17 protein-coding genes are annotated in these 19481 nt (G+C 69.5%); 1 reads left to right on the plus strand and 16 read right to left on the minus strand.

Going from position 1 to position 19481, the window contains the following annotated elements; genetic code table 11:
• Window positions 1-20: 20 nt before the first annotated feature.
• The 7 genes from ACIQE0_RS34315 to ACIQE0_RS34345 form a co-directional block, all read right to left on the minus strand.
• Window positions 21-2264, minus strand: a complete 2244-nt coding sequence (locus ACIQE0_RS34315; RefSeq protein WP_402339248.1) for a Helicase associated domain protein — start codon at window positions 2262-2264, stop codon at window positions 21-23.
• A gap of 121 nt (window positions 2265-2385) precedes the next feature.
• Window positions 2386-2913, minus strand: a complete 528-nt coding sequence (locus ACIQE0_RS34320; RefSeq protein ID WP_402339249.1) for a hypothetical protein — start codon at window positions 2911-2913, stop codon at window positions 2386-2388.
• Window positions 2914-3004: 91 nt separating this feature from the next.
• On the minus strand, window positions 3005-3916 hold the full coding sequence (locus ACIQE0_RS34325) for a hypothetical protein (RefSeq protein ID WP_402339251.1): 912 nt from the start codon (window positions 3914-3916) through the stop codon (window positions 3005-3007).
• Window positions 3917-4094: 178 nt separating this feature from the next.
• Complete coding sequence (locus ACIQE0_RS34330; protein ID WP_402339253.1) at window positions 4095-4958, minus strand: hypothetical protein; 864 nt, start codon at window positions 4956-4958, stop codon at window positions 4095-4097.
• A gap of 142 nt (window positions 4959-5100) precedes the next feature.
• A complete protein-coding gene (locus tag ACIQE0_RS34335) occupies window positions 5101-5370 on the minus strand; it encodes a hypothetical protein (protein ID WP_402339255.1) in 270 nt (89 codons plus the stop codon).
• 74 nt (window positions 5371-5444) lie between these two features.
• The gene (locus tag ACIQE0_RS34340; protein WP_402339257.1) at window positions 5445-6218 is read right to left on the minus strand and encodes a hypothetical protein; all 774 of its coding nucleotides are present in this window, start codon (window positions 6216-6218) and stop codon (window positions 5445-5447) included.
• 78 nt (window positions 6219-6296) lie between these two features.
• Window positions 6297-6794: a hypothetical protein gene (locus tag ACIQE0_RS34345; RefSeq protein ID WP_402339259.1), complete on the minus strand. Its 498-nt coding sequence runs from the start codon at window positions 6792-6794 to the stop codon at window positions 6297-6299.
• On the opposite strand from ACIQE0_RS34345, the gene ACIQE0_RS34350 reads away from it, so the two are divergent.
• Entirely contained in the window at window positions 6772-8595 is a 1824-nt protein-coding gene (locus ACIQE0_RS34350; RefSeq protein WP_402339261.1) for an ABC transporter ATP-binding protein, read from the plus strand. The genes ACIQE0_RS34345 and ACIQE0_RS34350 overlap by 23 nt on opposite strands.
• Window positions 8596-8972: 377 nt before the next feature.
• Here the strand turns inward: ACIQE0_RS34350 and ACIQE0_RS34355 are convergent, their stop codons facing one another.
• The 9 genes from ACIQE0_RS34355 to ACIQE0_RS34395 all read right to left on the minus strand — a co-directional run bounded on the left by ACIQE0_RS34355 (window position 8973) and on the right by ACIQE0_RS34395 (window position 18754).
• Window positions 8973-9248, minus strand: a complete 276-nt coding sequence (locus tag ACIQE0_RS34355; RefSeq protein ID WP_402339263.1) for a hypothetical protein — start codon at window positions 9246-9248, stop codon at window positions 8973-8975.
• Window positions 9249-9355: 107 nt separating this feature from the next.
• Complete coding sequence (locus tag ACIQE0_RS34360; protein ID WP_402339265.1) at window positions 9356-9730, minus strand: toxin Doc; 375 nt, start codon at window positions 9728-9730, stop codon at window positions 9356-9358.
• Window positions 9730-9969 carry a hypothetical protein gene (locus tag ACIQE0_RS34365; RefSeq protein ID WP_402339267.1) on the minus strand — a complete coding sequence of 80 codons (240 nt, stop codon included), beginning with the start codon at window positions 9967-9969 and terminating at the stop codon, window positions 9730-9732. The genes ACIQE0_RS34360 and ACIQE0_RS34365 overlap by 1 nt, the downstream gene beginning before the upstream one ends.
• Before the next feature lie 559 nt (window positions 9970-10528).
• Window positions 10529-11314, minus strand: a complete 786-nt coding sequence (locus ACIQE0_RS34370; RefSeq protein ID WP_402339268.1) for a hypothetical protein — start codon at window positions 11312-11314, stop codon at window positions 10529-10531.
• A gap of 387 nt (window positions 11315-11701) precedes the next feature.
• Window positions 11702-13231 carry an RNA-guided endonuclease InsQ/TnpB family protein gene (locus ACIQE0_RS34375; RefSeq protein WP_402339270.1) on the minus strand — a complete coding sequence of 510 codons (1530 nt, stop codon included), beginning with the start codon at window positions 13229-13231 and terminating at the stop codon, window positions 11702-11704.
• Window positions 13232-13365: 134 nt separating this feature from the next.
• Entirely contained in the window at window positions 13366-13929 is a 564-nt protein-coding gene (locus tag ACIQE0_RS34380) for a GIY-YIG nuclease family protein (RefSeq protein WP_402339272.1), read from the minus strand.
• Window positions 13930-14404: 475 nt separating this feature from the next.
• A complete protein-coding gene (locus ACIQE0_RS34385; RefSeq protein WP_402339274.1) occupies window positions 14405-16231 on the minus strand; it encodes a hypothetical protein in 1827 nt (608 codons plus the stop codon).
• A gap of 108 nt (window positions 16232-16339) precedes the next feature.
• Window positions 16340-17224: a DciA family protein gene (locus ACIQE0_RS34390; protein ID WP_402339276.1), complete on the minus strand. Its 885-nt coding sequence runs from the start codon at window positions 17222-17224 to the stop codon at window positions 16340-16342.
• 9 nt (window positions 17225-17233) lie between these two features.
• On the minus strand, window positions 17234-18754 hold the full coding sequence (locus tag ACIQE0_RS34395) for a transcriptional regulator (RefSeq protein WP_402339278.1): 1521 nt from the start codon (window positions 18752-18754) through the stop codon (window positions 17234-17236).
• Window positions 18755-19481: the final 727 nt, after the last annotated feature.

Consider the following 19481-nt stretch of genomic DNA (forward strand, 5'->3'; position numbering starts at 1 on the left):
GCGGGCCTACCGCAGATCGGTCACCAGATCATGCCGAGGGCGTTGAGCAGCTTCACCCGGTCGGGGTGAAGTTTGTCGCGTCGTCGGCGCTGGTTGTTAATCCACGTGCCGAGCCGGAAGCCGTCACGGGCGACGTACTTCTGCGGGACTTGGAGATTGCCGAACTCGGCCAGGTAGGCCCGTGCAGCGGTGAGTCCGGCTCTCCAAGCGGCTTCGTGCGGGGAGGGTTGAGTCCACTCCATCCCGACGGCGTCCAGGCGCTGGACCTGTTCGGGTGTCAGCTCGTGCCGCAGGCGGCGCTGTACATGGAGCCACTCGCCCAGGTAGCGCCCGTCCGCGGTCTTGTGGGTGCGCGGTACCCGGAGATGTCCGTGTTCCTTGTGGAAGGCGCGGGCGTCGGCGTAGTTGCGGCGCCAGGCCAGGGGCCATGGGGCGTCCCAGTCGGGGTCGAGCGCGTCCAGCTGGGCCCGGTGCTCGGGGGTGACCGCGTCGGGGCGGCTGCGCTGGTTGCGCAGCCATGCGCCGAGTTTGAAGCCATCGGATTCGTAGTCGGCGGCCATGGCGAGGTGGCCGTGGGCCCGGGCGTGGGCCCGGGCGTGGGCGTAGCCGCGCTGCCATTGCTCGTGCCGTGGCCTCCACACCATGCCGAGTTCGTCGAGTGCGGCCTGCCGTTGCTCAGGCAGGGACCTGGCCTGTTTGACGTGGCGCTGCCAGGACAGCCACTTGCCGAGGGCGAACTCTTGCTCGTCGACGTAGTCCTGGGCGGCGTCTAGGTGACCGTGTTCGGCGTGGTAGCGGCGTGCTGCGGCGTAGCCGCGGCGCCACTCGGTGCTTTTGGGGGAGACGACGTGCAGGCTGATGGCCAGAGCGAGGCGCTCGACGGGCTGAGGGTGAAAGCCGAGCGCGCGGATCCAGTCCACTGGGGGAGTGTCGGGGGCACCCTGGGCCCTGTTCCGTTCGCTGCCGCGTGGCAGCATTGCGACGCGGTCGATGAACCGGTCGTCGTGGGAGCGCAGCGCTCGTAGTGTCCACCACAAGGGCGCGTACGCGGAGGACTCCAAGAGGGTTTCGGAGTCCTGCTGCTGGGGGCCGAGGTAGACGGGCACCACGATGGTGGCCTTCTTCCCCTCGCCCGGCTGCTGGCGCAGGGCCCGTCCGATGGCCTGCACAGTGTCGATTTCGGATTGCCGGGCGTCGGCGAACACCACTGCCTTGGCTTGAGGGATGTCCACGCCTTCTGCGAAGACCCTTGCGTTGGAGATCACTGCGGTGCCGCGGTGGTCGGAGAATTCCCGGAGCATGCGGGTGCGCGCTTGTGCTGAGTGCTTGCCGCTGGTCCACCGCGCCCACAGCGGCCCGTCGGCCGGCAGTAGGCCGGCGGCGTGGGCTGTCCTCTCCAACTCCTCGGCGAACACCCGGGCGGATGACACGCGCTGGTGGTACGTCAGTACCCGGTTCAGCCCGGCTTCGCGGACAGCTTGCAGGACAGCGATCTGCAGCGCCGCATTGCGCAGTGCCTCGGCGGAGAAATCTCTGCGCGTCGGTGCCGCGGCGAGGGCTTGGTGGATGTCTGCGTCGCTGACAGCGGGCACCAGCACCTGGTAGTCGGCCAGGAGACCGCGTTTGATGGCCTCCGCCAGCCCGAGCCGGTAGGCGACCTCACCGAACAGGGTCGTGTCGTCCATCGCCGCGAGCGGCGTGTCAGTGTCGCTGACGGACCACACCCGCGGCGTCGCGGTCTGGTAGAGGCGGCGTCGGGCCGGAACCTGCGCGTCGTGGTGGATCGCTGCCCACGGCTTGCCGCGATGTCCGGCGGTGCGGTGCGCTTCGTCGACGACCGCCAGGTCCCATGCCGGCAGGCCGTGTTCGTGGTGCGCGGCGACGAGGACGGGCAGGGAAGCATAGGTGGCGAAGACGCTTAGCGGGCCGTTGCCGATGGCCAGGGCGGCCAGTTCGGCCGGTGCTGTGGTCACCTGCGTATTCCCCACGTGGTGGGTGACCTCGTCGGTGGAGCACACGCCGATGACACGGCCTTGGCGTCCGGAGTCCTGCCACGCGCGGGCTGTTTGCCCGAGTAAGTTCAGTGTCGGTACCAGGGCCAGGGCGCGGCCGTTGCGCGCGAGGTTGTGCGCGATGCGGGCAGCGATATGGGTTTTGCCGGTTCCGGTGGCGGCGATCAGAGTGGCCCGCGGCTGGCGGGTGAGCTGGCTGGTGACAGCCGCGATGGCGTCCCGCTGATGTGGCCAGGTGGTCAAGGGCGGCACGGACGGAACTCCTTGTCGTGTTGTCGGTGAGCGTGGGTGGGGAAGGGGGCTTGCCGCGAGGGCAGCTTCGGGTACTGCGCAGTCGACAGCACAACCCCGGGGACGGGACGCGCGCGACGGTCTACCCCACGACTGGTAGATCGGCGATGTCGTCGCGCTGGCAGGCGTCGATCACCGCGAGCGCCTGCGTCCTGGTCCATGTGTGGCAGGTTGCGGCGAGCCCCTGTGGGTCAGTTTCGGCGGGTAGTTCGGCGTCCTCGACCTCGCTGGCCAGGAGTTGGCCGGGCTGTTCGATCCAGGAGATATCGATGAAGATGCCGCGGACGATGAAAGTCAGGGCTTGCCACTGGAGGGCGGACAGTGGCTCCAGGGTGGTCAGTTCGGCGGTCAGTAGCCGTTCCAGGGTCTCGGGTGGAAGTGTGCGGGTCGGGCTGGTCTTCGCGCGGCGGGCGCGAGCGACGGCTTGGGAGACGGCCGCTTCGGACATGTTGAGTTCTTCGGCGACTTGGCGCGCGCCGCCGCGGCCGCGGCGCGCGACCTCGTCGGCGATGGCGTGCGCCCTGTCGTCTGCGGCGGCGGCGATCTCGGCGTTGCCGTGCTGGGTGCGGGCCTGGGCGGCAGCTAGGCGCTGGTGGAGTTCGGATGACATCGAAGTCGGCTCTCTGTGCGTGGGCCCTGTTCTTTCCCTGGTGAGGGGAGAGAACAGGGCTGGGCGGCGGGTCAGCGGCGGGTGGTGTGGGTCAGGCGGCGGGGCGTTCGACGGCGGCCACGGCGGCGGCGACGCGGCTGGGGACGTCCAGGCGAAGGCGCTCCAAGGCGTTGGGGAGGGTCAGCGTCTCGTCGTCGGTTTGGAGGTAGATCAGGACGTTGGGGTTCTCCGGGCCGTAGCCGGCCTTGCGCGCCAGGGCGGTGAAGTCGCGGAGGGTCCACAGGTGGTCGTTGACCAGCTGATCGACCTCGGTCATCTCCGCTCCGTCGACCAGGTCCCCGGTGGCGGCGACGATCACCCACAGGTCCCGTTGGTCCTCCTCGCGGGCCTTCTCGCGCAGGTCGTCCAGGTGGTCGTCCAGGCCGTCGACCACGGCCACCTTGCTCTCGCCGAGGGCGGCGAGGTCCCGGGTGATTTCGGTGGCGATCTCTTCCAGGCGCTCGTCGGTGGTCTCGGCGGTGATGCCGTACTCGTCGGCCTCGCAGCCGTTCACTGCGCCGTCCAGCTCCCACACGGCCACCAAGTCGCCTGCGTCGAAGCCCTGGTTGTCGCCTGCGAAGCCACAGTCCGTGTCCCCGCCCAGGTGGGTCTGGATCTCCGCTTCGGCGGCCTGCGCGTCCGTGCCGAGCTTGGCCACCAGGTTGCTCTGTCGCGCGTCCAGGTCCTGTTCCCAGTCGGCGAGCATCCGGCTGGCCATCGGCGCGATCTCCTCCATCACCCGGTTCGCCGCTTCAGCGGTCAAAAGCGGGATGGGGTAGCGGCGTTCGAAGCCGTAGTGGACGGTGAACGGCCGGGCGTTGCCAACCTCGGCGTTGTAGGTGGCGAGCAGCGTGCCCTCGCGCAGGTCGAGTTCGATGTAGGCGTTCTGCGGTTCGGTCTGGCGCTGGTAGTGGCGGTACAGCTCGGTCGGAGTGGTGCAGCGGATGATCTTTACGTCGTTCACGGATACCCTCCGATGGTGTCGGGAGGCCCCTGTTGGCCGCCCGGCGGGGTGTCGGAGGGGTGCCTCCCTCCGACACCCACCATGCTACTTAAGCCCACCCTGAAATTTCAACCCCCTGTTAAGTTCTTCTGATGCGCCACGCCCCGACGTCGAGGTCCACCACCTCGCTCGGTGCCGATCACCTGGGATTGCCTCCCGCCGGCGCCGGTGTACAGCGGGCCCACCACAGCCGCAGCATCATCGGGGGATGGCTGCGCAGCGCAAGCGCGGCGGACAGCATCCGGCGGATCAGGGGGACTTGACGGGCGTCGGCCAGGTCCTGCTTCCATGTCTCAATTGCGACGTCCCTCCCGCAGTGAAGTGCGGCCGCGCGGTCGCAGGCGAGTTCGACCCACCAGCGGTAGCCGCTCCCGATGGCGGCGAGGGCGACCAAGGCGAGGGCGGCGTGCGAAAGCGGTAGGAAACCGGCGCACAGCACGATGAGGGCGGTGCGGACCGTCGTGATGGCCAGCCGGGTGCGGGCGTCGTTGCGGTGCAGGTGGGCGAGCTCGTGCTCCAGCGTGTACGGCAGGACGGTGCTGCGGTCTGGCCACAGCCAGAAGTAGCCGAGGTCGATGTGCCCGCTGGTGCCGGACCGGATTGATGCGGCCTCGTGCCACAGACCGAGCCAGCCTCCCGTCACCGCGAGCGAGATGTGGGTCATGTCCGTCTCGCGAAGGAAGTCCTGGACACGCTCTTCGACTGTGCGCATCTGCCCGACCAGGAACTCGGTGTCCTTGCTGCGTGGCTCGTCCGATACCGCCGGGCCTTCAGGTCGGCGGTGGGCGTACCACGTGAGGTCCTGGCTCAGCATGCCCTCCCATACTGCGTTGCTCAGAGTCGTAGCTCCGAGCGCTGCCCAGATCGCGGCTGCGAGAACCGCGAGCACGATCACTACGACACTGGACGGCGATCGCCACCAGTGCACCGCCGCCACTGAGCACGCCAACACCAGCACCGCGCCCCGCGCGACGTACGCGAGCGGCACCGTCTTCGTGTCCATGAGGGGTGACCGTATCCGGCAGCAATCATTCTGCGAGGTGCGGGTGGAGACGCATCGGCGCAGTTTCGGGGCTGACCGGTGGGGTCGGGGTGGTGGGTCCCGCTCGTGCCGACGGCGGAAGGCGTCCAGCCCTGAGCCCCTGTCAGTCTTCCGCTGCGTCACGGTCAGGGTTGGGCGCGTCCGGGGGGCAGCAGCGGTCGCTGCCCAGGCGGTTGAGGACAGCGCCGACCGGGCGAGCGGCGCGGTGGGGTTCGAGTTCGGTGGCGAGGTTGGACAGCAGGGTGGTGCAGCGTCCGGACTCGACCATGGCGGCGATGTCGATCGCGGTGGTGGCGGTCTCGGCGGCTGCGTCGAGGTCGCGGCGGCGGGCCTGTGCGGTGGCAAAGTGTTCTTCGCGTTCAGCGTGTCTCATGAGACACGCTGAACGCGGGCGTACGGCACTGAAGCCTGCGGCTGGCAGGGCCTCTTCAGAAGAAGCCCGACGTTCTACTGCTGCTGGGGCGGGGGCATGTTCTCGAACGTCTCGACCGGTACTGGGCCGAGGATCACGTACGGCACAGTGACGTGGACTCCGCTCTCGGTTCCCGCGTCGATCACCCCGTGGCTCACCGGTCCGAGCAGGGCAAGCCTAGAGGAGACTTCCTGCACCGGTTGCCCGTCGGGGACCATGCCTGAGTCACACAGAAGGTCGTAGCGCATGACTTTGTTTTCGATCTTCCTCATGATCTGGTGCGGGACATGTCGCGTGTTGACGAGGTGTAGCTCAGGCAGCAGCACCACAGCAAACACCTCACCCATGCTGGACCACCACGCAACGGACTTCTCGACGTCGTCCCGCACCTGACGGTCGATGTGTTTGAACTGGTGAGGCTTGTGGGCATCGTGCGCATAAAAGGCCTTGAACTCCACCACTCCGTGTGGTTGCGGAATGTGATGACTGCGGCGGGTCGGCTTTTCAACCACTGCCAGGTCCACGTTCCGCTTTGCGGGCTTTCCGTTCTTGCCCATCGTGAACAGCCCGGTCCACTCGCGGCCTACGTCCAGCCTCGTCCCCTTGAGTCGCCGGTGCATTGCGTAGGCCACCCGGTCGCGGACCGGATGCTCAATCTGCGAGGTAAACGCCAGATAGGCCAGTTCTCCCTCTCCGAAGGAGCGGCCCGCGGTCTGTAGACAGGATTCAAGGGATTTCGCGGTGAGCCATGGCCCTGTTTCCTTGCCAGCCTGTAGCTCATTAAGCCCTGCGGCCGTCGTGTCAGTCATGCCTTGAAACTACTGCGCTGGTATGACAGTCGGGCTCGGGCGTGTAGAGAGCAAGCCATGGAAATGCACGGGAAAGTCCTAACGATGCCTGCGGGGCCCTCGGGGGCGGATGGGCGTCACGGCAGCTGATACGTCTCGTTTCAGCTGCTGTCGCAGTGCCACGTTGTCATGGTAGAGGGCGGCGATCGCGGTCTGGGCGGATTTGAGCTTGTTCTCCAGGAGGGTGCTTTCCTGGGTATTCTTGACCAGGCGCTTCTTGAGGTCGGCGATGGTCGCGTCGCCGTTTGGCCTCGCCGGGGCGGCCTTGCCGGTGGCGGCAATGTGCGCGTCCCACTCGGCACTGAAATTCGCCACCCATCGCCACAGCATCCACTCGTACGAGTGAAGCGTTGCGCCGGATGTGACAGACACACAGCCCCGCAGCGACACCCGGACAGAAACCGCAGAACCCGCCGCCGGTCGACGACTTGGCCCCTGGTGGCCGCGCCGCCGACCGCGCGGCGCGGAGGCGATCCCGCAGTACAGCGTCAGCGCCGAACGCCACGAAGACGCCTTGGCCGGCAGCTTCCTCACCATCACCCGCCGCCTGCCCACCCTCGCCCAGGCCGCGCTCCGTCTCGCGTGGACGGCCGACCGCACCGCCCTGATCCGCCTGGTCGTCCTCCAGGTCGCCGCCGGCGCACTGATGGCCGTGGGCCTCTACGCCACCCGCGGGGCACTGGCCCCACTGTTCGCGCCGGGCGCCACGATGGACCGGCTCCAGCAGGCGTGGCCGCCCCTGGCCGTGATCACGGGCACCGCGATGGCCCGCTCCCTGATCAGCGTGTCCACCGTGGCCACCACCGCCAGGATCGGCCCCCGCATCGACTCCATCGCCGAGCTTAAGTTCCTGGGCGCCGCCACCCGCGTGCCGCTCGCCGCGTACGACGACCCGGCATGGTGCGACCACAGCGAGGCCGCCAACCGCGCCTCCAAAGACGCACACCTGATGATCGAGGCCCTCACCTCGGTCGCCGCCGCCCTGCTGGGCATCCTCGCCTCGGCCGGAATCCTCACCGGCCTCGACCCGCTGCTGCTGCCCCTCCTGCTGCTCGCCGTCCTCCCGCGCGGCGCCGCCGCCGTCCGCGCCGCCCGCGCCGCCCACCTCGCCGAGCGGCACACGCTCGCCGACCGCCGCCTGCGCCACACCCTGATCTACAACACCTCCGGCCGCCCCACCGCCCTCGACGTCCGGGCCTGCACCATGCGCCCATGGCTGCTGGGGCAGTTCACCGCCGTCACCCGGCGCCTGGAGGACCACGCCGCCCGAGTGGGCCGCACCACCGCCCGCTACCAACTGCTCGGCGACGCCCTCGCCGGCACCGCCACCCTCCTCGTCTACAGCGCCCTGCTGTGGCTGGTGACCGCCGGGCGCGTCCCGCTGGCAGCCGCCGGGACCGCCGTCATCGCCGTCCAGACCAGCCGCATCCTGCTCAACGCCCTGGTCACCGGGATCAACACCACCTACAAGACCGGCCTGTACCTCGGCGACTGGGCGACCTTCCTCACCGACGCCGACCGCCGCACCCAGCTCCCCGCCAAGCCGACGCCGGTCCCGGCCGACCCGTCCGTCATCCGCGCGGACAACGTCACCTTCCGCTACCCGGGCAGCGAACGGCCCGCCCTGGAGAACGTGAGCGTCACCATCCGCCGCGGCGAGGTCCTGGCGATCGTCGGCGCGAACGGCTCGGGAAAATCCACCCTCGCCAAACTCCTCGCCGGCCTCTACACCCCCACCCACGGCGCCGTGACCTGGGACGCGGTAGACCTCACCACCACCGACCCCCAACAGGTATGGTCACGCCTCGCGATGCTGCCGCAGGACATCGCCCGCTGGCAGGTCACCGCCCGGGAGAACATCACCCTCGGCCAAGGCGACAGCAACGGCGACGACCAGGCGGTGCTCGCCGCCGCGAAGGCATCCGGCGCCGACGACGTCATCGCCCACCTCCCCGACGGCCTCGACACCAACCTCGCCCCCTCCCACTGGGGAGGCCGCGACCTGTCCGGCGGACAATGGCAACGCCTGGCCGGCGCACGCGCCTTCTACCGGGCCGACGCCCCGCTCCTGATCTGCGACGAACCGACCTCCGCGCTCGACCCTCGCACCGAAGAAGCCGTCTACGACCGGATCCGGGCCATGAGCACGGGCCGTACGGTCGTCCTGATCACCCACCGCCTCGGCTCCACCCGGGCCGCTGACCGAATCATCGTCCTCGACGGCGGGCACCTACTGGAGGAAGGCACCCACCAGTCCCTTCTCCAACAGGACGGTGAGTACGCAGCCATGTGGAGGGCCCAGGCCCGCACCTACAACGACCAACCCCAGAAGGCGTGACGTCAGGCAACACTCCTCCCCGCCGTCATCGTCATCGTCGAGGCCAACCGCATCCGGGGCGCGCAACGGACACAGGGTCCCGGCGGCCGGGTACCGCCATCGCTGGCTTGAGCCCTCATAGCAGAAGGTCCCTTCCTCGGCAGAGAGGAAGGGACCTTCTGGTGGAGCGCCCGGCAGGCCTTGCACCTGCATTTCCCACCGGTTGGTGGACGTCTTTCCTTGGACCACAGACGCACGACTCCCGCCCGCTGATCGCGGCGTGAAGTTGCGTCATGATCATATCGGACCCGCGAGGCCACTGACGCCACGGTCTGGCACCCGCACCGGTGCAGAACTCCCGCAGAGCGAAGGCTTCCTAGGGCGGAGGAGCCGGACGGTCATTCACGGCCGTCGAGCGTGCGGCGCAGCAGAGCTGCGGTGGTGCCGGCGGCCGCGCGCTCGGCCTCGTCCTCGCTGACGCGGGCCCATTCCTCCAGCAGCACCGCGGCTGCCTGCAACAGGCCGGCCTGGGTCGGCACCATCTCCAGCGCTGCCAGCGTGGCCGCGGCCTGTTCCGCGGCCGGTACGGCACCGGATCCGGTTTGCGGAATGAGGATGCTGACGCCGCGTCCGAGTGCGCGGTCGCGGGGCGACGGGGACGGGACTGTGGTCATCGGCACATCATCCCACCGCCTACAGGCTGGATGCGGGCTTGACTCCTCCCTGGCCGGCAAGCGGGCGCGATGCGCCCGCGCCAGGGCCGCGGCCGCAGCGCGCCCGTTCAGATGCGCCAGGTCCGGATGCGTCCTGCCGTTTGATACACGGTGGTTTTGCCGGCCTGGATGTCGCGGACGAGGTCGACCAGGGCTCCGTAGGGCGGATCGATGCCTTCGCCGCAGGCGTGCATGTAGGCGACGGCGACCTGGCAGGCGAAGAGCGCGTTACGGTACGGCAGCGGCTGCAGCCGCACCAGCGTGTCCAGCAACGCCGCGGCGCGCCAGGCGGCGTCGGGGTCGGCGGTGCTGGGGCGGGGGATGCGGGTCTTGTGGCGGGCGACGGCGGCCACGAGGGCGGAGTAGTCGGCGACTGACACGTCCTCGGGGACGGCCTGCTCTTGGACGTCGAGGAGCCAGGGCACGTCGATGTGCAGGATCATCAGGCGGCGCGGTCCTCTTCGCGGCGGGCGGTCGGGGGGACCTCGTCGGGGAAGGCGTCGTCGAACTCCGTCCGGTGGTCCTCGCCCCAGGTGACGGCGTAGCGGACGAACTGCAGGCGGTGCTTCTCTCGCAGGGGGAGGTCGTGGAGGTATTGCTTGAGGGATTTGCCTTCGGCCGCGGCGGCTGCGCGGACCTCGTGCATCTCGTCGTCGGTGAAGGACACATTCAGCGAGGGCATACAGGCAAGGTACCGGATTGGTACCTTGCCTGCCATCGAGGCGGCACAGGCCGACGTTGGGGCTTCGATCACGGCTTCGAACGTGATTGGGCCATGGCTCCTACTGCGCCGGCCGGGCAGCGAAACAATGGGGGTGAAGGTCGCTGTGCCGGGGGGCGAGGTTCCCCCGTGGTCGGCCGGCCGGGAGATGGACCGCGAGGTCGCCCCGCTGGCCGGCCGGTCGCCGCTGCCGGTTCGGACGACCCGCGCCGTACGGGCTGGTGCCCGAAGTGCGGGCGGCACACGGAGAGAGCTCCCAGGACAGGCCCCTGGGCTCGGCTGTTCAAAGTCGGCGTTGAACTGGTACTTCTTCTTCTCCCGGTGACCGCGAATCGCTGCGCGGGGTCGCGTACCCCAGGGTTCGCGGACAGTTGGATCGGGGCCGGCGGGATGCTACTGGACGGCCCTACCGTGGTCGGCCTTAACCACGCAAGGAGCCGCGGGAGGGAAAAGCGACGGGGCCCAGACGGTGAAGTCCGGGCCCCGGGGGTGCGTACTGCGACTGTCGGCCGCGTGGGTGCTACAGCTCCCCGGCCTTCCGCAGGGCGAGGTCGGCGTACCCGCGGGCGCTGTCGATGTAATTGCGGTGCTGCTCGGCATTGGCGCGGTGCTCGTCGGCCAGCGCCGGTTCGGCGGTGATCAGTTCCTCGTAGACCTGCACGAGGATGTCGTTGATGTCGGCGGAGGCGGTCCGGTTGGCGGCCAGCCGGAGCCAGCCCTCCCGGTCGCTCGAGCCCCTGAGGCGTTCGAAGTCCTGGTGGTTGCGCCGCTTGTCGCGCTCCAATTCGTCTAGGCGGGCGTGCAGTTGCTGGCCACGGGTACGCTGGGCGACCTCGTAGGCGGCGGAGCCGGGATGGCGGGTGGCGTCCAGGCCGGCGGAGACCGCGTCGGGGCGGTCGGGGTCGACCTTGGCGTATTGCTTGTCGAGGAAGGCGACGATGCCCGCGGTCGGCTCGTCTTCGTTCGTGACGCGGCCCAGACGGGCCCAGACGTCCACGTTGCCGGACCAGCGCTCGTGGGCGGCCTGCTTGGTGTTGCCGGCGGCGCCGGCGATCTGTTCCCAGGTGGTGCCCCGCTCCCGCTCCGCGACGACGGCGTGTTCCACGAGGCGCTGGGCCTTGTTCTGAAAGGCGAGCGCCTGGCGGAGCAGGTCGCCGGCGGGAGCGTCGGGGTCGACGGGGATGAGGGCGTGGGCCTCGCCTGCGAGCGCCCAGGCGGCGCGGGCGAGGGTGACGCGAGCTTCGTCCCGGGGGGAGAGGTGACGGGGGCCGGCGGCGAGGGCGCTGGCGGGGGTGTCGGTCGCCATACCCGTCAAGGTATCCCTGACAAAAGATCGCGCGCAGGCGCTCCGTCAGGTTCACCTTGACGAGTCGTCGGGTGGGCCGGCGGGGTGGTCCTGTGGCCGGGATAGCCTCACTCGGCGACGAGGCCATCGGGCCACAGGTCGCGCGGATCGCGCCGCAGCGTCGGCTGCCGGGCTTCCCCGTCCCGGCCAGGGAACCCCGAGCAATACGAGCTTGTAGTGGCGTCCGGTAGCACAGACGTCTGCTTCACGCGGCCGTGGCCGTGTTGGTCTGGTCCTTTTCGATCGCTCCGTGCGCCCGTGGGCCGGACGAGGTCAGGGGTGCGGTGTTCGTTGTAGGCATCGATCGCTCCGTGCGCCCGTGGGCCGGACCCTTCGTGACCTGCAGCGTCAGAACAGCTTTACCTGTTCGTGGGCTGGGGTCGGGAGCGTCGGCGGATTGCTCCGCCGAGGTGGCGCCGGCCCCGATGGACCAGCGTCTTCCCGCTTCACTGCGTCCTGCTTCCCAGCCCGAGGGCCGGGGAGTCTTACGGATGCTCCACAGGCGTTTTGCGTCTCCCCTCTATCAGAGGCGACGTTGGGTGTTTCGGTGTGCCGTTCGATGTTGAGGGCCGCATTGAGGTCCCGGTCCATCGTCAGGCCGCAGTTGGTGCAGTGGAACATCCTGTCGGACAGGGTCAGGCTTGTGTCTTGCCATCCGCAGTCCGAGCAGCTCTTGCTGGACGGCCACCAGCGGTCAAGGACCGCCAGTTGTGAGCCGTACCAGGAAGTCTTGTAGGCGAGTTGCCGACGCAACTCGCCGGGGGCGGAGTCGAGGATCGCCCGGTTCAGGCCGGCCTTTTGCCGTACGCGCCGGCCTGGGGCTTCCACGGTCCCGCGGGCCGTGCGCGTCATTCCGGCGACGTGGAGGTTCTCCACCGCCACGACCGCGAAGCGGGTAGCGAGGGCCTTGGTGACCTGATGGAGGACGGCATTGCGGCGGACGGCGACCTGGTGGTGCAGCCGACCGACACGTTGCCGGGCCTTCTCCCGCCCCTTGGAACCCTTCTCCTTCCGCGACAGAACCCGTTGAGCCTTCACCAGCCTCTGCATCGCCGCGCGCAGTGGCCGCGGATTGTCCACGAGCAGGCCGTCCCCGCTGACCCTGACGGGCCCGTCAGGGGGGAGGGGCTTGGAGAGCCCGGCGAGGACCTTCACGCCCAGGTCGACGCCGACCTTGCCGCGCTCGGCCTGCCGGCGCGTCGGGCGGTCGGGGATGTCCATGGTGACCTTGCACAGCACGGAGGCGTACCAGCGGTGCCCGCCGCGGGAGACGGTCACCGACTGCACGACGGCTTCGCCGCGGGCGACCTGGCGGAACAGGCGCTTGCCGGAGTCGTGCATCCGCACCTCACCGAACGACCCGAGCCGCAGCCGGCGGTGGGTGGCCAGCCGGATGCCGGGCTTCTTCACATCGTGGTGCAGCCGGAAAGAATCCCGGGCGCGGCCGCGCTTTTTGAACCGCGGGTACCCCACCCGTCGGCCGGCTCGCTTGCCGGAGAAGGAGTCGAGCCAGTTCTTCCAGGCCCGGTCGGCGTCGATGAACGCGGACTGGAAGACGTAGGTGTTGACCTCGTGCCACCACGGGCACACACCCTCGACGTCGGTCCGGGTGTCGCCGCGCTCGGCGTTGAACGCCTTCTGGATGGCCGGCTTCGACGGGATCGGGACCTTGGTCTTCTTCCGTGCATCTGCCTCCGGCACGCCGTCGGCGACCAGTTCGTCGACCGTGGCCCGCCACCGCTCGTGGGCCGCCTTTTTCGTGGCGAGCGCGTAGTTGAAGGCGAGGCGGGCGTTGCCGCACCAGCGCAGCAGCTTCTGCTCCTGGGCAGGAGAGGGGGCCAGGGTGAAGCGGTAGGCGCGCAGCACTTCGGTCTTCATCCGGCCCTCCTTTCAGCGTCGGTCATACCGTATCGGCGACCACTGACAATGCCCTCCGAGCCGCCGCCCGGCCCGCTCAATGCCACCAACGCTGGCAGCGACAGCGCCCCCGGCCCAGTACTTCGGACGAATGCTCAACGTCCCTTGCGGCGGTTCAGGTTCGGCATGCGCTCATTCAACAGCCGCTCCTCGAGGACGTAGGCAGCCTCCCGAGTGGGCCACGGGTACGCCTGCCACCTGCTGAAGACCTTGCCTGCCTTGACGTGGTTGCCCATGCGGGTCCGGAAGTGGTTGGTGCTGCCGACGTAGCAGGGCTCGTTGTCCTGACCGAACAGGACGTACACCACGGCCACGCCGCGCAGCGGACACGGATCGGCGTCGCCACAGGGCCACTCGCCGACCCAGGTGCCTTCCGGACCGTTCGGCGGCTGCAGGAGACTGCAGGTCTGATAGATCAGATCGACGTTCTCGTTCCAACGATGTGATCGCCCCGGTATGTCTAGCTTCCGGTACTCCTGAAAGAAGTCGAGCAGTTGGGTGATGGTGATCTCCCCGGCGCGGTGGGCGCTGCCGTACCGGTGCAGCAGCTGCTGCTCGGCCTGCTCCTGGGCGGCGGCCAGCCTGCGCTGCTTGTCCTGGAGTAGAACGATGTGCTGGAGCGTGGCTTTGCCGGACGCCTCGATACCTGTCTCGGTCATGGTCCCCCCTCAGGACTGGAGGGTAGCGACGGGCACTGACGGCTCCGGCGACCCCACAGTCGCCGCCGGCCCTGTCCGCTGTGCTTGGCTTCGGCCGACGCATCAGGCGGCTCAGGCTGCCGCCCTTGATCGAGCGCTGGGGCTGTCTTCTGCTGGCGGCGTTGGCCTGGCGGTAGCTGTGGTGACGCCCGTCTGGGCTCAGCGCAGGTGGTGCGATCCGCGCACCGCTCGTGTGACCTGGACTCCGTCTGGCAGCTGTGGACTGCCCTTCCACCAGTGCCGTTCCCCGGCGCCTGGTGGGAGCCGGGACCCTAGCCGGCGTTCGCCGAGTGGTGGAACTCCGTCGGCTGTGATGCCTCTCCACTGGTCGGGCTTGGACATCGTGTGCTCCACCGAGGCCGGACACGAGCTGCACCAGCTCCCCTACGACGAGGAGCTCCTGGCGCGCAGCCCCGAGGGCTGGGCATCGGGGAGCTCAGCGTCCTCTCCCTGACGACCGTGGTCGTCGGCTCGCCCACGACTGTCGAGCTATGTTGCGGGCCTTCATCTGCGCCACCACCTTCTCGTGCAACTGACGCAGCGGCTCAAGTTCGGCTGGCAACGTCAAGGTCACGACGGTGGCGCCCTTGCGGCGCGTAAGAGTGGCGGCCAGCTGTCCGTCGTCCGTCTCCCATACCCTCACGCTCAGGGAGGCTCGGTTGGTGTGCACGGGGCCGTCGGCTGTCTCCCGTTCGGCGATCATGCGGGTGAGGTTGCCGTAGAGGCGCTGCAGCGGGCCCTCGTCATGGGGCAACGGCACGTACCGTACGGACGCTTCCGGGCGGGTTTGTGTGGCGGCGGCGCGCAGGCCACCGTAGCGGTCCTTCCACACCCACACCTCGACCGTGATCGCAGACTGCTCTGCCGCCACCGTCTCCGAGTTCGCCGACTGCTTCGACGACGCCGTGCGGTTGCCCCGGGACTGCGCCGGAACCATCGAAGCAGACGCGACAGGTTGCCCCAGACCCGCACGGCTCTTCCATCGGGCGATCTCCTGCGCCTGGAATGGAGTGATGTGCTTGCCCGCCTCGGCAGCCGCGTCGACGAGCAACCGTACCTGGCTGTGCAAGGTCGCCTTCGACATATGGCGGCGAGGGAGACGTCGCAGATCGCGAAGGATCCGGCGCACGGTTTGGGATGCTGCGAGAGCTGTCAGCGCCGCCATCTTCTCTGCGGCCATTTCGGAGTCCCGCTCCGCGTCCAGGGCCTTCTCTTCTTGGGTACGAGCGGCCAGGAAGTCGGCGGCGGCGCCCACGATCCGTTCCTCGGCCTCGGTGCGTTCGTGTGCGGCGGTCGCGTTGGCGCGGACCAACAGTTCCCGGGTGTGCTGGGTGTTGCGGGCAGTGGCGGCTTCGTCCAGGCGCGCGAACAGCTCACGCCGGACGTCGGCTTGGCTCTTCAGCCACCGGTGCGCCTCCTGCATCGCGTCGGCCAGCTCGGCCTGCGTCGCCGGAGTGACTCCGGTCAGCGCAGCAATGTCGCGGCACACCCGTTTCACCACGACGACGGACTCCACCTTGCGGGCATCCGTCAGCTGGCGCAGCAGCACCTGGGCTCGTTCCTTCACGCCCGGTTCCTTCTTGGTCTTCGCTGCGGGCCGGCGCGGTGGAGGGGCTGTGGTGCGTCCCTGAATGATGCGTTCGACCGCTGGTGTCGACAGACCCCGTTCGGTCATCTCGCAGTCGTCCAGGGAGAACCACTCGGTGGGACGCGCGAATGCCTCGGTGCCGATGCGGACCCGCCGCGCGGTGCCCTCGCTGTCCAGGCGGATCCGGTGCACGTACCAGCGGCGGATCAGCGTGTCGCGGTCGACCTGCACCGCCATGCCCAGCACCGGCTCGATGCCGTTGTCCCACACGGGAGTCACGGCCTGGTCCAGGTGCACCCTCAGGGCACCGCGCTGCCAGCGGACGTCGACGACGGAGCCGAGTGGCGCTCCGTCGGGGCGGGCGTACTCGAAGCTGGCCTGCTCGCCGCGGTCGGCGAGCCATGCCGCGGCCGCGGACTTCACGTACAGGTGGTCTGCACTGTTCACACCGCGGGCGTGGCGTCCGCACACGTGTGGCAGTCCGTCCGGATCCGGGTGATGGGCGAAGTGGCACGCTCTATCGGTGTAGAGCTTGGTGGTCAGCTGGCCGCCGCAGCCGCCGAGCAGGGTCCCGCACCAGAAGGTGTCGCTCTCGTAGCGGTGGCGGAAGGCGTCCAGCTCGATCGCCTCCATCGGCAGCATCAGCGGCTCTTCCGAATCCGCGCTGCCCAGCACCGCCGTCTGGATCCGCCGTTTGTCAGCCCGCACTAACTCCCCCATCCCGTCCTGCTAACTCATCGTGCCACCAGTGGAGTTCACCAACCAGATCACCTTCGGCTCTGCTCATGCCGTACGCCCCAGCTGTGATGCCCCCGCTGCTCTGCCGATCGCTCCGTCCGCGGCCTGACCTTGCCGGGCAGCACGCTCGGCCCGGGCCCGGCGTACTGCCTGGGCGCGGGTCGTGGTGGCTTCATCGCGCCGCAGAGCGCGACTCGCCTCGATGGGCTGCGGCTGCTCCTCGAGCTGTGGCTCGGTGTCAGGGAAGGCCCTCGCCGACATGCGGCGCAGGGCCAGGGTCTGCTGCTCGATGGCCTCTTGGAGCGCAGGGTCGGCGGGGCGGCCGGACCATGCGGCCCGGTGCGCGGCGAGTGCCTGGCGGAAGCCATCGGAGGGCTGGGCCGGCTCGGTCGGCCTGGGGGGCTCCACGGGCTCGGCGACGGGGGCCTGCGTCGTCGTGGTGGGCGTCGGGAGGTTGCCGGCGGGCAGGACGCGCACCCGGCGCACGGTGGTGGTGCCCGTCTCCTGGTTCGCGGCGGTGATGATGCGCGGGGTGATCAGCCGGAGCTGGGTGGCGTAGGCGGGTGAGGTGGGCTGCAATTCCAGCTGTCCGGTCTCCGCGTGGAAGGCGACGGCGGCGACGTGGTGCGGCAGTTGCGGTGCGATGGCGGCCGCGATGTCCGGCCAGCGGTCCAGGAGGCTGCCGCCGGCGGCGGGTAGGTCCCAGGCCCGGTCCGCCATCAGCCGCTGCAGCACCGCACCGAAGCCCTGCGGGTCACGGCCGTCGCCGCGCCGGACGGCGGCTCCCTTGCGGCGGGTACGGGGGGCGGCGCTGTCGCCGCGGTGCTTCTTCGCGTTCTCCCGCGCGGCGTGCAGGGCGACTCGGGCCAGGTCGACGCCGGACGGCTCCCCGCCGTCGGGCTGGTGGGCCGGAGTGGTCACCTCGGTCATCACGGCCTCCTACCGGTATCCGATGGTCATGAGCGTGCTGCGGGAGCCCGCGGCCAGCTGCCTGGCCCTGTGCAGCAGCGTGCGGCCGTAGAGCCGTTCGGCGGCCTCCGGTCCCATCGAGGCGACCGCGTCCTCGATCAAGTCGGTGTCGCCGAGCGCCAGGCGCTGGTTGGCCTCTGCGCGGGACCGTGCGATTTCGACCTCGTCCAGGCCGTCCACGCCGCCGTGCACCGCGGGCTGCTCCTCGCCGAAGCCCTCGTCCCGGGCAGAGCCGGAGTGGCCCGCGAGGATGTCCCGGACAGCGGCGAACGCGGCATCAACCTGCGCCTGGACGGCGGGGCTGTCCGGGCGCTTCCAGTCACCCTCGAACCGCTCGTGCCGGGCGCGGACCTGCTGGATGCGCTCACGGCGGGCGGCTTCCTGACCGGCGCGCCACTGCTGGCGGGCCGACTCCCGCTTGGCGGGGGTGTCGAGGATCTGGGTGGCGTCCTTGAGCAGGGTGGCGAGCAGGCCGGAGGCCCGACGCACCTGTGCCGCCTCACCGCGGAACGCCAGCCAGGCGTGGACGTCGGCGGTGGTCCAGCCGGCGTCGGCCACGCCGCGGGCCACCCAGGCGATCCGCGGCACCGAGCAGCCGCGCAGCCAGTCCAGCTCGCCGATCAGCTCACGCGCCAGCTGGTAGCGGCGCCCGACGACGTTGAGCTTCCGGCGACCGCCGGCCTTGCTGCTGGACTTCTTCGGGGTGGGGGACTTGCTGACCCCGCTTGCGAGCTTGCTCTCAGGGGGGAAGGAAGTAGTACCCGCAGTGGAAGACGCTGAGGTACCGACCTGCATTGGGGTGCAACGGACCTCACCTGAAACAGCCGTCACAATCCCTTGCTCAGCACCCTTGCGGGCACCCCGCGCCGGGGCCTTCGACGACGACTCCGAGCGCGGCTTGCGCACCCTCTGGGCCGCCTTCTTCGCCAGCTTCGCCATCGGCTCCCGGCCGGCCTCCGCGATCCCGGACACCGCCCGCGTGTAGGCCGGAGCATCCTCGTCCCGCTGCACCGTCCGGATCCCCAGCGCGACGTCGAACTCCACCGGGATCATCCGCGCGAACTCGCTGGCCTGCGCCGGGCCGCCGGACACCCGGGTGCCCTTGACGATCCACGCGAGCAGCCCGGCCTCCCGCAGCATCCCCAGGTGATACTCCACCGACCGCTCCGACAGGCCGGTGCGGCGCATCAGGTACTCGATCCCCGGACGGCACGGCGACAGCTCCGCGAGCAGCTGCGCGATCCGCACGGTCGTCGGCCCGAAGCTGCGCGGCCCGTGCGACCGGTGCCGCCGCGGCCGGTACAGCCCGGACCCGGCCACCCAGTGCACCGCCTGCAACCAGCTGTAGCCCTCGCCCGCGACCCGGCCGGACGTCGTCGACAGCCACTGCCGCGCCTCCGGCACATACAGGCAGGGCAGCACGTCGACCGTGCCCCCATCGCCGGAACGCGGCGCGGGAACCATCACGGCGGCGACTGCCGCCCGCGCCATCACAGGAACACCCCCATGCCCGAACGACGCACCGACGGCCCCGGCGCTCCCGCACGGCGGGCAAGTCTCTTGAAGGGGGTCACGTGCAGAGAGGGGACGGCGTGGGAGCCAGATGTGACAGGCGCCGAAAAAATCTTCATCCGGCACCCTGACTTGGATGCCTTGTGGACGGAGCGGCCACGGCTGAACGCTCCCGTCAGGCGGGAGTGGACCGGTAGGGACCTGCACATGAATCCCGCCAGGCGGGCGAAAGGGAACTTGCCAGCGAGCTGGTTGGTGGACGCGACGCGATCCGGCGCAGCGGAGAGATGCTGAAAGACGTACGAGCAGGTCACATATAGAGAGGGGACCGATGAGTCCCCGAATGTGACCGGCAACTGCAAATGAGTCGGCTGTTGCCTGACCGACGTTGCCTCGGTGGGCGGCCGAAACAGGCCGCAGTCGCTGACTGAAACCGACCAGCGGGACCGTAAGAATTGCCCATTTGGCACCATTCGGGCATGGGTGGGCTGGCAGAAGGCACGAACGTAGTGCAAGATGTCACCGACGTCTTCCTTTACGGGGACGACAAAGCCCCACCTCGGTGGTGCTTGGTTCTCCGCAGAACCTGAAAAATCGCCTTGATCACCCGGCGCCAACCGATCGATCTAGGCCCCGGCCCGGTCGCCAAACCGGTCCGATGACACGAAGGCCGCGCACGGTGCGCCAACACCAGCGGCCAGGGCAG

The sequence above is a fragment of the Streptomyces sp. NPDC093097 genome (assembly GCF_044754325.1).
GTDB lineage: Bacteria > Actinomycetota > Actinomycetes > Streptomycetales > Streptomycetaceae > Streptomyces.